Annotated in this window: 12 protein-coding genes and 1 tRNA gene; 6 read left to right on the forward strand and 7 right to left on the reverse strand. The window is 36.7% G+C overall.

The features are described from left to right. Nucleotides 1-71 precede the first annotated feature (71 nt). Nucleotides 72-476: a histone-like nucleoid-structuring protein H-NS gene (gene hns, locus C0T34_RS01890; protein WP_088495367.1), complete on the forward strand. Its 405-nt coding sequence runs from the start codon at nucleotides 72-74 to the stop codon at nucleotides 474-476. A 230-nt stretch (nucleotides 477-706) separates the two neighbouring features. Here the strand turns inward: hns and C0T34_RS01895 are convergent, their stop codons facing one another. The 3 genes from C0T34_RS01895 to rssB all read right to left on the reverse strand — a co-directional run bounded on the left by C0T34_RS01895 (nucleotide 707) and on the right by rssB (nucleotide 4,079). Further along, complete coding sequence (locus C0T34_RS01895) at nucleotides 707-1,714, reverse strand: NAD-dependent epimerase (protein WP_098944069.1); 1,008 nt, start codon at nucleotides 1,712-1,714, stop codon at nucleotides 707-709. Between the two features lie 256 nt (nucleotides 1,715-1,970). Then, nucleotides 1,971-2,879, reverse strand: a complete 909-nt coding sequence (gene galU, locus C0T34_RS01900) for a UTP--glucose-1-phosphate uridylyltransferase GalU (protein ID WP_098942564.1) — start codon at nucleotides 2,877-2,879, stop codon at nucleotides 1,971-1,973. A 180-nt stretch (nucleotides 2,880-3,059) separates the two neighbouring features. Further along, on the reverse strand, nucleotides 3,060-4,079 hold the full coding sequence (rssB, locus tag C0T34_RS01905) for a two-component system response regulator RssB (RefSeq protein WP_098942563.1): 1,020 nt from the start codon (nucleotides 4,077-4,079) through the stop codon (nucleotides 3,060-3,062). A gap of 149 nt (nucleotides 4,080-4,228) precedes the next feature. Between rssB and C0T34_RS01910 the strand changes: the two genes are divergently transcribed. The 3 genes from C0T34_RS01910 (at nucleotide 4,229) to C0T34_RS01920 (ending at nucleotide 5,930) form a co-directional block, all read left to right on the forward strand. Beyond that, a complete protein-coding gene (locus tag C0T34_RS01910; protein WP_098942562.1) occupies nucleotides 4,229-4,702 on the forward strand; it encodes a YchJ family protein in 474 nt (157 codons plus the stop codon). A gap of 38 nt (nucleotides 4,703-4,740) precedes the next feature. Next, nucleotides 4,741-5,589, forward strand: coding sequence for a formyltetrahydrofolate deformylase (gene purU / locus C0T34_RS01915; RefSeq protein ID WP_069368973.1), 849 nt, complete (start codon nucleotides 4,741-4,743; stop codon nucleotides 5,587-5,589). Between the two features lie 256 nt (nucleotides 5,590-5,845). Then, nucleotides 5,846-5,930 (forward strand) — tRNA-Tyr (locus tag C0T34_RS01920). Nucleotides 5,931-5,963: 33 nt separating this feature from the next. Here the strand turns inward: C0T34_RS01920 and C0T34_RS01925 are convergent. Continuing rightward, nucleotides 5,964-6,827 (reverse strand): LysR family transcriptional regulator, encoded by an 864-nt coding sequence (locus C0T34_RS01925; RefSeq protein WP_098942561.1) that lies wholly within the window; start codon nucleotides 6,825-6,827, stop codon nucleotides 5,964-5,966. A gap of 447 nt (nucleotides 6,828-7,274) precedes the next feature. On the opposite strand from C0T34_RS01925, the gene xthA reads away from it, so the two are divergent. Next, nucleotides 7,275-8,081: an exodeoxyribonuclease III gene (xthA, locus tag C0T34_RS01930; protein WP_098942560.1), complete on the forward strand. Its 807-nt coding sequence runs from the start codon at nucleotides 7,275-7,277 to the stop codon at nucleotides 8,079-8,081. Nucleotides 8,082-8,144: 63 nt separating this feature from the next. On the opposite strand, the gene C0T34_RS01935 is transcribed toward xthA, so the two are convergent. Genes C0T34_RS01935 through C0T34_RS01945 form a run of 3 tightly spaced genes read right to left on the reverse strand, consistent with a single transcriptional unit; the run spans nucleotide 8,145 to nucleotide 11,721 of the window. Further along, complete coding sequence (locus C0T34_RS01935) at nucleotides 8,145-10,106, reverse strand: DNA topoisomerase III (RefSeq protein WP_098942559.1); 1,962 nt, start codon at nucleotides 10,104-10,106, stop codon at nucleotides 8,145-8,147. Between the two features lie 4 nt (nucleotides 10,107-10,110). Then, nucleotides 10,111-11,154 (reverse strand): selenide, water dikinase SelD, encoded by a 1,044-nt coding sequence (gene selD / locus C0T34_RS01940; RefSeq protein WP_088495360.1) that lies wholly within the window; start codon nucleotides 11,152-11,154, stop codon nucleotides 10,111-10,113. Nucleotides 11,155-11,169: 15 nt separating this feature from the next. Beyond that, nucleotides 11,170-11,721 carry an NAD(P)H nitroreductase gene (locus tag C0T34_RS01945; protein WP_109849624.1) on the reverse strand — a complete coding sequence of 184 codons (552 nt, stop codon included), beginning with the start codon at nucleotides 11,719-11,721 and terminating at the stop codon, nucleotides 11,170-11,172. A 544-nt stretch (nucleotides 11,722-12,265) separates the two neighbouring features. Between C0T34_RS01945 and sppA the strand changes: the two genes are divergently transcribed. Continuing rightward, nucleotides 12,266-14,122: a signal peptide peptidase SppA gene (sppA, locus tag C0T34_RS01950; RefSeq protein WP_098942558.1), complete on the forward strand. Its 1,857-nt coding sequence runs from the start codon at nucleotides 12,266-12,268 to the stop codon at nucleotides 14,120-14,122. Nucleotides 14,123-14,328 lie beyond the last annotated feature (206 nt).

Genomic DNA, 14,328 nt, shown 5'->3' on the forward strand with positions numbered 1-14,328 from the left:
TTGCAGAAATTTAAATAGCAATCTATTATTAGTATTACATCAGCCAACAACATTTATTTGAGACCAGGAAAATGAGCGAATCTTTAAAAATATTAAATAACATCCGTACTCTCCGCGCACAAGCAAGAGAAACTTCTTTAGAAACTTTAGAAGAAATGCTGGAGAAACTCGAAGTTGTCGTTAATGAGCGTCGTGAAGAATTCTCATTAGAAAAAGCAGCTGAAGAAGAGCGTGTTCAAAAATTACAAAAATACCGTGAAATGTTAGAAGAAGCCGGTATTGATCCAACAGACTTACTTGAAGCAAGTGCTGTTAATAAAACTGGCCGTGCTAAACGTGCAGCTCGCCCAGCTAAATATTCTTACGTTGATGAAAATGGTGAAACTAAAACTTGGACAGGCCAAGGTCGTACACCAGCTGTAATCAAACGTGCTATTGATGAAGAAGGCAAATCATTAGACGATTTCCTGCTGTAATTTAAGTCAATACTCTATTTGAAATACCCTTTTAATTATTTAAAAGGGTATTTTCTAGTTTACCTCATTTAATTAAACAAGCGTTTAATTTTAATATGTGCTGATGTTGTTTGTATTAGGTGTAGGTAAGCAAAATAAAAAATGTAATAACTACGTTATTTATTTTTATTTATAATGAAAAAGGAGCTTTTATAGCTCCTTTTTTCTTTGATTTAATTAAATCAATATTATTAATTTTTATAATAACTTAAATACCAATCAACAAACTGTTTTACGCCATATTCTACTGCTGTATTCGGCGAAAAACCGATTGTCTCAGACAAATCTTGGCAATCAGCACAAGTAGAAAGAACATCACCGTCTTGCATCGGCATTAAATTCAATTTAGCTTTAATATTGAGTGATTTTTCTATCGCTTCAATAAATGCCATCAATTTAGTAGGTTGTCCATTACCCACATTATAGATTTTATAAGGTGCAGAACTTGAAGATGTTTCACCTCTCTCTACTGTCCAGTTTTCATCTGCTTTTGGTACAACATTAACTAATCGAACAACTGACCCCACAATATCATCAACATAAGTGAAATCACGCGTCATATTTCCACCGTTATAAACATCAATAGGTTCACCCGCCAACATTGCTTTAGTGAACTTAAATAATGCCATGTCAGGGCGTCCCCAAGGGCCATATACTGTGAAGAAACGTAATCCAGTTGTTGGTAATTGATATAGATGTGAATAGCTATGAGACATTAACTCATTGGCTTTCTTTGTTGCTGCATATAATGAAACCGGGTGATCAACACTATCTTCTGTAGAGAAAGGCTGTTTCTGATTTAAACCGTAAACAGAGCTTGAAGATGAGTAGATAAGATGTCCAACTTTATTATGGCGACAACCTTCTAATATATTAATATGACCAACGATATTCGCATCAATATATGCCATTGGATTTTCAATCGAGTAGCGAACACCCGGTTGAGCTGCTAAATGAATAACTCGGTCAAATTGGTGTGATGCAAATAATTGAGCCACTTTTGCTGAGTCAACGATATCAAGTTTCTCAAAATGGAAATTTTCTAGCTGTTGTAATTTAGCTAGTCGAGCTTCTTTTAAGCGCACATCATAATAGTCATTCAAGTTATCTATTCCAACAACATGATAACCCATTTCGATTAAACGCTGACTCATATGATAGCCAATAAAACCCGCAGCACCTGTTACCAATATTTTCATATTATCACTCAAATAACCCAATAATTTATTTTTTATGTCAACGTTATCATGCTTAATATCACCTTGATTAAACATCATAACGCTTAACATCGTTATACATTACAGAAATCAACATGGCTCAATACTAAATGTATTGAGCCATACCTTAATCTCTTACAACCGCTTTATCTAGCTTTTTCCATAAAATACGCAACATGCATTTACGGAAATTATACAATGAAATTAACCATATAAATGATTATTAATAGGCTTTATATCACTGTATCTTTAATGATTTTAGCCATTGTGCAAAATCTTCGCCAAACTCTTCGTGCTGTATTCCGTACTCTACGAAGGCTTTCATATATCCTAGTTTATTACCACAATCGTGGCTTTTCCCTTGTAGGTGATAAGCTTCAACAGCTTCTTTTTCAATCAGCATTGCGATCGCATCAGTTAACTGAATTTCATCTCCGGCACCCGGTGCGGTTTTCGCTAATAGTGGCCAAATACTTTCAGATAACACATAACGCCCAACGATAGATAAATTCGAAGGTGCTTCTTCTTTCTTAGGCTTTTCAACAACACGAGTAATCGGTTTGCTATCACCTGGACATAAATTTTCGCCCATGCAATCAACAATACCATAATTAGAAACTTCATCTTCAGGAACAGGCTCAACAAGGATTTGACTTGCACCTGAACGTTCAAAGTGAGAAAGCATCTCTTTTAAGTTAACTTTTGTTAAATCCGCACTGTATCTATCTAAAATAACATCAGGCAGGATAACAGCGAAAGGTTCATCACCAATTAGTGGCTTAGCACATAAAATGGCATGGCCTAATCCTTTTGCTATTCCCTGACGAGTTTGCATAATAGTAACATGGCTTGGACAAATGCCTTGTACTTCTTCTAATAACTGACGTTTAACTCGTTTTTCTAAAATCGCTTCTAATTCAAAACTTGTATCAAAATGGTTTTCAATTGAATTTTTAGATGAATGTGTAACAAGCACAATTTCATTAATACCTGCTGCAATACATTCATTCACTACATATTGAATAAGAGGCTTATCAACCACTGGCAACATCTCTTTTGGAATTGCCTTGGTTGCAGGTAGCATTCTTGTTCCTAATCCAGCAACAGGGATCACCGCTTTTCTAACTTTACGCACTGCTGATGACATTATACTTCTCCTGCAATTCGTACCGTTCTACTTTCAAATATGAATGGGTACAATTAAAAAATAATCGCCAGAGTATACCAGCTAATATCTAAGGATAAACAGAGGCCTATCCGTTAATTGAGATAGTTCTTCATTTATGTTTAATATATGCACGATATTCTGTTTTTATTTAATCTAAATTTAACTTTTATAGATAGGAGAAAACATTAATTTTATCTGATTTGTGTTATCCCAAATTTTGCATTGCCAATTTGTTCCCTCGCATTTTACTTGATTAATATATAAAAGTTGCAATGTGCCTAAGGGGACACCACTATTTAATTCAAATTTTTTACTTTCTGTTTTTATTTCAGCTTTTAAACCTGCTGATGCTAATAGTATATTTTTTTTCTGAGTATGATAATAACCGAGTGTAATAGGAAATTGTCCTTTTACCCCAATCTCATTAAGCATTTTATTTAGCTTATTCAACATATTATACATACTCGGCAAAGATTGCACTTTTTCTGATGATTTTAATACATCATTAAAAACAACCCGTAAGAGTAAAGCGACCAAAAGTCCATTTTCATCATCTCTCGATATATCGACACAATAGAAAATAATTTGATCTTCTGATAAAGCCGCAATATCAAATAATAACCCCATTTTAGCGATATCATTTAATTGTCGATAATTAACACAATATCCCGCAACAACTTGCTTAACCTGAGGTTGCATCTGTTTTATGAACGACTGAATATAATGGGTATCTTTTCGTAAGCTATTCCAAAGTGGCTCTAAATGTATACCTTCTATTAATACTGATTCAAAAAAGCCAGGGCATAATACTTCAATGACTTTTTGTTTTAATTTATCAAGATGTGTTATTGGCTTAAGAAAAATCTCTTGTGCCCCTAAACGCAACATATCATCTATTTCAGCCATATTATCTGTACATGAAATAGCAATAACAGGAATAGCCAGTTTTCGTTGTTCAAGATGACACAAAAAAGTGGGTCCATTCATTACCGGCATACGGATATCACATAAAATAAGATCAGGGAGCAACCCCCCTTCTAATAAAGATAATGCTTGGCTACCATTATCTGTTGTATAGACACAAGCCTTCTCATGTGAGAAATATTCCGTCAACATTGTGCGAAAAACGACCTCATCATCAATTATTAAGATTTTTTTACCCACTAAGGCTTTGTTCATTGGTGACTCCGGTAACTATCGTTTCACATGCTGATTAATTAGCGCTACATTATTAGTTTAGTTCAACATTGACGTTAATTATTCCCAATAGTTACTTTTTTCAATCTATGGGAAATCGTCATACTGATAACGTGAGTTAGGACATTATTTTGTCGAGTTTATGCCCCTGCAATAGCCAATTATTCTACTCTGATTGCTGTGAGCCTTACCACTTAGGTCAAAAAAACGCCCCTACAGCAGAAGCATTGATGCGTTCGCGTTATAGCGCGTTCGTTAAACATAATGCTAATTACTTAATAAAAACGTGGCATCCTTCTTGTCGTGTTGCACCCCTGCATGATGAATTAGTTTCAGGCTTTCCAAATACACAATGGCTTGGACTCAATGTTATCTCATCGCAAGCGAGCACAAATAAAAATGAGGCATATGTTGAATTCTCGGCTTGCTTTATTGAAAGAAATGCCGATGATAAACAGTACTTACATGAACGCTCTCGTTTTCTAAAAATAGATGACTGTTGGTTTTATATTGACGGTGTGAAACCGAAAGTGGGACGAAACGATCCCTGCCCTTGTGGCTCAGGACGTAAATACAAAAAATGTTGTGAAAATAACATCAAATAACTGCAAACACAGAAGTAAAAGAAAGGATTTATCCATACATGCAACACCAAAATACTCAAAAAAAAATACTGCGTACTATTTGCCCTGATGCAAAAGGACTTATCGCTAAAATCACGAATATTTGCTACAAACATCAATTAAATATTGTTCAAAATAGTGAATTTGTTGATCATCGTACAGGTCGCTTTTTTATGCGCACCGAGCTGGAAGGTATCTTTAATGATGAAACCTTTCTTGCGGATTTAGATGATGCTTTACCACAAGGCTCAAAACGCGAATTAAATACCGCAGGCCGTCGTCGCATTGTCATTATGGTGACAAAAGAAGCACACTGCTTGGGTGACTTATTAATGAAAAGTGCATTTGGTGATTTGGATGTTGAAATTGCCGCCGTCATTGGTAACCACGACACGTTAAAACATTTAGTAGAACAATTTGGTATTCCTTTCCATCTTGTTAGCCATGAAGGCTTAACTCGTGATCAACATGATGAAAAATTAATTGCACAAATTAATCAATACAAACCTGATTATGTTGTACTCGCAAAATATATGCGTGTATTAACACCTGCATTTGTACAAAATTTCCCAAATCAAATTATCAATATTCACCACTCTTTCTTACCTGCTTTTATTGGTGCACGTCCTTACCATCAGGCTTATGAGCGCGGTGTTAAAATCATTGGTGCAACAGCACACTACGTAAATGATAATTTAGATGAAGGCCCAATCATCACTCAAAACGTGATTAATGTTGACCATACGTTTTCTGCTGAAGATATGATGAGAGCAGGTCGAGATGTTGAAAAGAATGTTCTTAGCCATGCTTTATATTGGGTACTTTCGCAACGAGTTTTCGTTTACGGTAACAGAACCATCATTTTATAAGTTTTCTGTCACTAATAACGTACACATTATGGCTATCTAAATGTAAACCGCGATATAAAGCATATCGCGGTTTATTTTTTTATCCCTTACTAATATGGATCATATTGCTTAAAATCAATACGATAGCGCATAAAGCTTGAACGATACGCGCATTTTTACAGCAGTCAGTCGATTTTTAGCAAAATAGCGCTTTACAGATCTCAGGTATTTGGTATTATTGCGCCCGCTGTCACGGACAGCAAAACAATTTAATGTTGGTGGGATACCCAAGCGGCCAAAGGGAGCAGACTGTAAATCTGCCGTCACAGACTTCGAAGGTTCGAATCCTTCTCCCACCACCATCTCCTCTTAGCTTTACTCTCTAAAAATTCTTTTTATTCCATTTTATCAATTAAATCCAAAAATCGATTCAATACACTTGAATGATACTTAGATTTATAGATATAACAGCTATACCGTATTTCAGGTTGCGTTAATGGTATAAAACATAAATCTACTTCGTACTCATTTTTCAATGGGTTTTCGTCAGTTAATAAAAGAGAATAATGCGTTTGAATAAAACGTAAACAGCAATTAAGATCATCCATTATTCTGACACACACGGTTTTTCCTCTATTCCCGATTTCGTTCTCTAATTTTTTTATCTTAGCTGTCTTGTATAATGCCGGATCACATAACCAAATATTTTCACTTAAAAGCCTATCAATATTATTATTCACACTATTCACAAGTATTTTTTGACAACAAATACCTAAGTGTTTATTTTCTATTTTATGAAGAAGGCTAAATTTTTCACTAATAATTTTCTCAGAGCTTAATATTAATGTATTACCATCATAGTCGGGTATTTCTTCAAAGTTTTCTTTTGAAAATCGCATGATATTTATATGGGAATAATTTTTATTTGCCGCCTGATAAAACTGAGTTAAATACTGACTTTTCCCCCAATCATAATAAACATGAATGCTATTGTTTATGATCCCCGAGATATGTTTTTTAGTTATCTCTTTCTCCTGAAGATAAAGCGATTTTAAATCATTATAAAGCTCAAGTCCTTCTTGGGTTAAACTCATACCGAACTTCTCTCGCTTGAATAAACGCTTTCCTAACACGGCTTCAAAGTCTTTGATAGATTTAGCGACGGGAGGTGTCGTGCGATTCATCACGCGTGCAGCTTTACTTAACGAGCCATTTTCGACTACAGCCATAAAGGCTTCTAACTTACGAGAAAAAAACATAATTCACCATTCCTTTGCTGTGTAGAATAAAATAATTTCATCAATTCATTTAATGTAAATAAAATAATGATTAATTAATTTAAAATTTAAATTTATATAAAAGCAGTTTTATATAAATATTCCTTTACCTCCTTTTAATGAATACAATTTATAACTACAATATTATTTTTATTATGTCATCATTCTTCACATATAAAGAATAATAATACTTATATTCTTCTATCAAAGATTAGTTTATGTTTCTAGTTTGTTTAATTAATATTTTTTGTTATGCAATTAATTATTTTTATTAAATTTGCACACTCTATTTAATGGCTTTTATTTTTATCTAATTTTATCTTTTTCTTGATAAGCCGTGCCATCATTTCAGTGATTTACTTACATTCATTTTATGATCCTGCTAGTATAAGACATCCTATTATTCAATATATAAATGGTTACAGTCACATGAAATTTGTCTCTTTCAATATTAATGGTTTACGTGCTCGTCCTCACCAGCTTGAAGCTATCATAGAAAAACATCAGCCGGATGTTATTGGACTTCAAGAAACGAAAGTTCATGATGATATGTTTCCATTAGATACAGTGGGTACTTTGGGGTATCACGTTTTCTATCATGGTCAAAAAGGGCATTATGGCGTTGCTTTACTCACAAAAGAGAAGCCAATTGCAGTGCGTAAAGGCTTTCCGGGTGATGATGACGATGCTCAGCGTCGAATGATCATGGCTGATATAGAAACACCAGCAGGTTTATTAACAGTCATGAACGGCTATTTTCCTCAAGGTGAAAGCCGTGATCATGAGACTAAATTCCCAGCAAAAGAAAAGTTCTATGCTGATTTGCAAAATTACCTAACCACCAGCTTAAAACCGACTTCTCCAGTGCTTATTATGGGTGATTTAAATATTAGCCCAACAGATAAAGACATTGGTATTGGCGAAAATAATATGAAGCGCTGGTTAAAAACAGGTAAATGTTCTTTCCTACCAGAAGAGCGGGAATGGCTGGCAACATTAACGGGCTGGGGATTAACAGATACTTTCCGCCAACAACATCCTGAAGCTGATGATAAATTCTCGTGGTTTGATTATCGTTCTAAAGGATTCGATGATAACCGAGGCTTACGTATTGACTTACTTCTAGCAAGTCGCTGCTTAGCGGATAATTGTATTTCAACAGGAATTGATTACGAGATCCGAGGAATGGAAAAACCCTCTGATCACGCACCAGTTTGGGCTGAATTTAAAATCTAATTAAATTTTAATTCAATAAAAGCACTTCCCTGAGATTACGAAGGAAGTGCTTTTTATTTGTGCTTAATTATCCGTTGTTGCTTCTTTACTCTGCACTTTATTTTTTGTCACGCTTGCTTTGTTACTTCCTTTAGTTGCTGCCTTACGCTTTTTATTATGCGTCGGTGCGGGAAGATTTCTGAAAGCTTGAATATTCGGGCGACGTTTCGCTTGAGTAATCAACTCTATCAAGGTGTTATTTAATGGCATCATAAAATCTTGATATTTAAATTGCTTCTCACTAATTTGCGTGAGTATCGATTCCCAATGTGCCGTCATATCCGGTAAAGTTGCCATATCTGGCAATACATGAATTAATGCTCTACCTGCTGGAGTTGAGTTAATGGCTCGTCCTTTCTTTTGCAAAAAGCCTCGCTTAAATAACAACTCAATAATTCCCGCCCTTGTCGCTTCAGTACCTAATCCATCCGTCGCTCTTAGGATTTTCTTAAGTTCTTTATCTTGAACAAAGCGCGCAATTCCTGTCATAGCAGAAAGCAATGTCGCATCAGTAAAAGGTCTTGGAGGCTGCGTTTGCTTTTCAACAATCTCTCCCTTTTCACACAGCAACTCATCACCTTTAGCCACCACTGGCAATGCAGAACCATCATTTTCGGCATCTTGCTCTTTCGCACCTAATAATATTCGCCATCCTGCTTGCGCTAAAAAACGTGCTTTAGCGATAAATTTGCCATTCTCAATATCAAGTTCAATAACACATTTACGATAAACAGCATCAGGCATAAATTGCATTAGATATTGGCGAGCCACGAGGTAATAAATATTCTTCTCATTTTCACTTAATGAGATATTACCCGTTTTTGCCGTTGGAATAATTGCATGGTGGGCATCAACTTTTTTGTCATCCCAGCAACGATTCTTTTTATCAATATCTAAGGTATCTTGCGGTAATAGGCTTGCATCATGTGTGCTAATCGCATTAATAACGGCATGGCGACCAGCAAAATGCTCATCAGGCAAATAACGACTGTCAGAACGCGGATAAGTGATTAATTTATGCGTTTCATATAGTCTTTGGCACGTATCTAAGACTTGCTGTGCGCTTAAACCAAAGCGTTTTGCGGCTTCAATTTGTAATGCGGAAAGCGAAAAAGGGAGAGGTGCTATTTCAGATTCTTGCTTATCTTGATAATCCGTTACATTGGCAGGTTTATCTTTAATTCGTTCAACAACATGCTCTGCAAGCTTACGATTTAATAATCGCCCTTCTTCATCTTGCCAAGGTTCACAGTGCTCGCTTGGCTGCCAAATCGCGGTAAAGCGTTCATCGGCAGGTGTTACAACATGTGCTTTAACTTCAAAGAAATCTTTAGGCACAAAATTTTCAATTTCTTCATCACGACGAACCACTAAGCCTAATACTGGTGTTTGTACTCGCCCCACGGACAATACACCTTGATAACCATTGCGTTGACCTAAAAGCGTATAGGCTCGAGTCATATTAATACCATAAAGCCAATCTGCTCTAGCTCGTGCCAAAGCAGATACACACAATGGTACAAACTCATGGTTATAACGTAGCTTATCAATAGCACGCGTCACTGCTGCTGGGTTTAAGTCATTAATTAAGCAACGACGCGCCTGTTTTCTTTGGTCTTCGCTGATATTTAAATAGTTAAGCACTTCATCGACTAAAAGCTGACCTTCACGATCGGGGTCTCCCGCGTGGATCACTTCTTTTGCTTGCTTAAGTAGTGTTTTGATAGTTTCTAGCTGTTTTTTAACATCAGCCCGGGGCTTGAGTTGCCATTTTTCAGGAATAATAGGCAAATCATCTAACGACCAGCGGGCATACCGCGGGTCGTATGCATCCGGCTCAGCTTGTTCAAGTAAGTGACCAACACACCACGTCACATACTGGTTATCACCACAAAGAATAAAGCCATCACCCCTTTTATGAGGCTTTGGCAATACATCAGCAATGGCGCGAGCAAGGCTGGGTTTTTCTGCAATAAATAATCTCATTACGTTAGTTAGTCACTTCAATCAACGCTTTTCCAGCTACTGGCGCGGTTAGCTCACCAATAGAAGTTAATTCGATATCAAAACGTGAGGCAACCTCTTTCACTTGTTCAACCGCTTCAGGCAATACTGCTAATAATAAGCCACCTGATGTTTGCGGATCACAGAGTAATTTACGTTGCATTTCAGTGATCTCACCTATTAAATGACCATAACTTTCAAAGTTACGCCCTGTACCACCCGGAACACAGCCTTGTTCAATATAAGACTCTACTTCTGGTAATCTTGGTACTTGTGAGAAATGGATAGTGGCTTGTACACCAGAGCCGTCACAAATCTCACTTAAATGCCCTAATAAACCGAATCCTGTCACATCAGTCATTGCAGTGACGCCTTCGATATCAGAAAAATCAGAACCGGCTTTATTCATACGGCACATAATTTCTGTCGCCAAACCTTGGTGCTCTGGTTTTAACAGACCTTTCTTCTCAGCAGTTGTTAATACACCAATACCCAAAGGTTTTGTTAAAAAGAGCTGACACCCAGCTTTAGCTTCACTATTTTTCTTCACTTTACTCACAGGCACAACACCTGTTACTGCAAGGCCAAAAATGGGTTCTGGTGCATCAATTGAGTGACCACCAGCCAGTGAAATACCTGCTTCTTGGCAAGCGGCTCGGCCGCCCTCAATCACTTCGCGCGCGATTTCAGGTGCTAGTTTATTAATAGGCCAACCTAAAATAGCAATCGCCATAATAGGTTTACCACCCATCGCGAAGATATCACTGATTGCATTTGTTGCAGCGATACGCCCAAAATCATAAGGGTTATCAACGATTGGCATAAAGAAATCAGTAGTGCTGATAATACCTGTACCATTTCCTAAATCATAAACAGCAGCATCATCTTTGGTTTCATTACCTACGAGTAAATGAGGATCATGAAATTTAGCTTGTTCGCTATGTAAAATGGTTTCTAAAACTTTTGGTGAGATCTTACAACCACAACCTGCACCATGACTATACTGTGTTAAACGAATTGCTTCAGACATAACATGCCATCCTTTTTAAAAATAAGTCACAAAATCAGTTAAGTCAGCAGGAGAAACCGTCATTGGCGCTTTCAGGGCTGGCGTGCCTAAATAAAGAAAACCAATAATCTGGTCGTGTTCACCACAGCCAAGTCCTTCTCTTACCACTGCATCATGAGTCCAAGAACCCGAACGCCAAATCCCCCCAAATCCTTGAGCAACCGCCGCCATTTGCATTGCTTGAACACTACAACCAGCAGCGACAACCTGCTCCCATTTAGGAACCTTTGGATGATCTTTCACTTTCGCAATAACAGTGATGATCAATGGGGCACGAAAAGGTGCATTTTTTGCTTTTTCTTCAACTTCTGGCCCTAAATTACCCACAACCGCAGCTTTATGCAGTAACTGGCTAAAACGCTCTATACCTTCATTTTGCATCACAACAAAATGCCAAGGCTTAAGTGCACCATGATCAGGCGCGCGCATACCGGCTTGTAAAATAGTATTGAGGGCTTCACTATCAGGGGCTGGAGTAGTCAGTCGAGAAGCTGAACGGCGGTTCAAAAGCAGTGTTAATGCATCCATTTTTATTCTCCTGTCAGCATTTTATTTTAGCAAGATCCCATTCTTATGGGGATGGACAGTTCTTATCAATTCGCAGTATAACAAACTGTTATATTACCACCATCCACAGATTTAGGCGGGAATTTTTCTAAAAATCAACTGTGTGGTTATTTAATTGTAATTTATTGTTCATAAAATGATTAATCTTGGCTTACTAAGTTAATTTAAACTTATTTTGATCCTACTTTTCTTTTTAATTCGATGAATTCCTATATTACTTTGATGCCTTTTTGTGTGAAATTATTTAGCTATTTTTACGTAAGATAAATGTTTACTTAATAACATCTTAAGCAAAAGTTATCATTAGTGGTTTCCTAAAAATCAATGACAGACATTCAATAAGAGCTATATTAGAATATTCCTTCATTGTTATTGCTATTCTCTCTATTGCTAACAACATTTTTTGTTTTAATAGTATGAGATTATGTGGATGTAGCCTGCTTACCAATAATTCTAGCATGACTGTTTAGGATTAAAATTTAGCTTTACATGATGTGGAGATAATATGAATAAAATTATGGAGTTAATCGGCGCAATATTAAAATTTAGTTGGCAAGCCATTAACTTTATCAGGAAATTAATCTTAAACGTTATTTTCTTTTTCCTTCTCTTTATGGTCATTGGTATTTTCTTAATTAGCAAAGAAGCACAAAAACCAGTGGATTATGAAGGTGCCCTTCTTGTTGATCTTAAAGGTGTGATTGTTGACCAAACTGCAACCCAAAATCCTTTAGGTGAAGTTGGTCGTGAGCTTTTAGGTGTTTCTAGTAGCCAACTTCAAGAGAATTCATTATTTGAAGTTGTCGATACGCTACGCCTAGCCTCTCAAGATCCAAAAATTAAAGGTATGGTGCTTAAACTTGATGAATTTGCAGGCGCAGATCAGCCCTCGCTAAATTATATTGGTAAAGCACTTAATGAATTTAAAAAGACAGGTAAACCGATTTTTGCAGTGAGTGGCTATTACAGTCAGCCACAATATTATCTCGCCTCTTATGCAGATAAAATTTATCTCACACCTCAGGGGGCTGTGGGTGTTTATGGTTATGGCTTTCAAAATCTCTATTACAAAACACTGTTAGAAAACTTAAAAGTCAGCACTCATATTTTCCGCGTCGGAACGTATAAATCTGCGGTTGAGCCATTAATGCGTAATGACATGTCTACAGAATCTCGAGAAGCGTCATTACGTTTAGTTAATGCACTATGGTCTACATATTTAACCCAAGTTGCAGAAAACCGTAGCATTACCACAGAAGATGTTTTCCCTGGTGCAAAAGAGATGATTGCACAGCTACGTAATGCGGATGGGGATAACGCAACTTATGCGCTAAATCGTAAATTAGTGGATTCTGTAAGCTCATACGCTCAATTTGAAGCAGATATGACAGAAACCTTTCAGTGGGATAAAGAGAACCAACAATTTAACAATATCAGCATTTATGATTATGCCGATACGCTAACCTCATCATTACCTGCAAATGATGAAGGGAATATTGCCGTAGTCGTTGTTCAAGGTGCCATTATTGATGGTGAAAGTATCCCGGGCTCTGCGGGAGGGTCAACTATTGCTAATCAAATTCGTCAAGCACGTTTAGATCCAAATATTAAGGCGCTTGTATTACGTGTAAATAGCCCTGGTGGTAGTGTTTCTGCATCAGAGCAAATACGTAGTGAAGTTGCTGCCTTTAAGCAACAGAAAAAATATGTGGTTGTTTCAATGGGTGGTTTAGCGGCATCAGGTGGGTATTGGATCTCAACCCCTGCAAGTAAGATTATTGCTAGCCCATCAACATTAACTGGCTCGATTGGTATTTTTGGCGTTATTAATACTTTCGAAAACAGCTTAGAGTCTATTGGTGTTTATACTGATGGCGTCACAACTTCACCATTAGCCGGATTATCTGTCACAAATAAACTACCTGAAGAATTTGCAGAGCTTTTACAGCTCAATATCGAAAGTGGTTATAAAACATTTCTTAATTTAGTAGCAGAATCTCGTAAAAAAACACCCGCTCAAATTGATCGTATAGCTCAAGGCCGAGTGTGGGTAGGAATAGATGCAAAGAATGTGGGTTTAGTCGATGAGTTTGGTGATTTTGATGATGCTATTGATGCTGTTGCTAAAATGGCAAAAATTGACCAACCTGTTATTGATTGGATGAAACCAGAACTAAGCCTGTCTGAGCAGATTATAATGAGCTTGTCGTCTAACGCAAAAGCACTTCTTCCTGATCCGTTACAAGCTTATATTCCTGCGCCTGTTTTAAAAGAAGTTAAAACACAGACAGAGTTTTATCGCAATATGAACGATCCGCTAAATCGCTATGCATATTGTTTATCTTGTGGTGATATTCAATAGTCTTTCTACTGATACACCTGTTCACACTGAGCAGGTGTATTTCTCTCTTTTTTCTGGCTTTTGATAGAATGATATTCTGATGAATGATTTTTGTTCGTCTATATTCAAACTATTTTTAATACAATGATTTAAAGTAAATATTAGTCAGTCTCTATTTTCTTTTTTTAGCATCCTTTCCTTTTTTTATTCTGCAAACTCCCTATAAT

The organism is Proteus sp. CA142267 (assembly GCF_003336825.1).
Taxonomy (GTDB): domain Bacteria; phylum Pseudomonadota; class Gammaproteobacteria; order Enterobacterales; family Enterobacteriaceae; genus Proteus; species Proteus terrae.

Excerpts from the sequence above, each read along its gene's own strand:
- hns (WP_088495367.1), top strand. The coding sequence starts at position 72 with ATGAGCGAATCTTTAAAAATATTAAATAACATCCGTACTCTCCGCGCA.
- C0T34_RS01895 (WP_098944069.1), bottom strand. The coding sequence starts at position 1,714 with ATGAAAATATTGGTAACAGGTGCTGCGGGTTTTATTGGCTATCATATG.
- galU (WP_098942564.1), bottom strand. The coding sequence starts at position 2,879 with ATGTCATCAGCAGTGCGTAAAGTTAGAAAAGCGGTGATCCCTGTTGCT.
- rssB (WP_098942563.1), bottom strand. The coding sequence starts at position 4,079 with ATGAACAAAGCCTTAGTGGGTAAAAAAATCTTAATAATTGATGATGAG.
- purU (WP_069368973.1), top strand. The coding sequence starts at position 4,741 with ATGCAACACCAAAATACTCAAAAAAAAATACTGCGTACTATTTGCCCT.
- C0T34_RS01925 (WP_098942561.1), bottom strand. The coding sequence starts at position 6,827 with ATGTTTTTTTCTCGTAAGTTAGAAGCCTTTATGGCTGTAGTCGAAAAT.
- xthA (WP_098942560.1), top strand. The coding sequence starts at position 7,275 with ATGAAATTTGTCTCTTTCAATATTAATGGTTTACGTGCTCGTCCTCAC.
- C0T34_RS01935 (WP_098942559.1), bottom strand. The coding sequence starts at position 10,106 with ATGAGATTATTTATTGCAGAAAAACCCAGCCTTGCTCGCGCCATTGCT.
- selD (WP_088495360.1), bottom strand. The coding sequence starts at position 11,154 with ATGTCTGAAGCAATTCGTTTAACACAGTATAGTCATGGTGCAGGTTGT.
- C0T34_RS01945 (WP_109849624.1), bottom strand. The coding sequence starts at position 11,721 with ATGGATGCATTAACACTGCTTTTGAACCGCCGTTCAGCTTCTCGACTG.
- sppA (WP_098942558.1), top strand. The coding sequence starts at position 12,266 with ATGAATAAAATTATGGAGTTAATCGGCGCAATATTAAAATTTAGTTGG.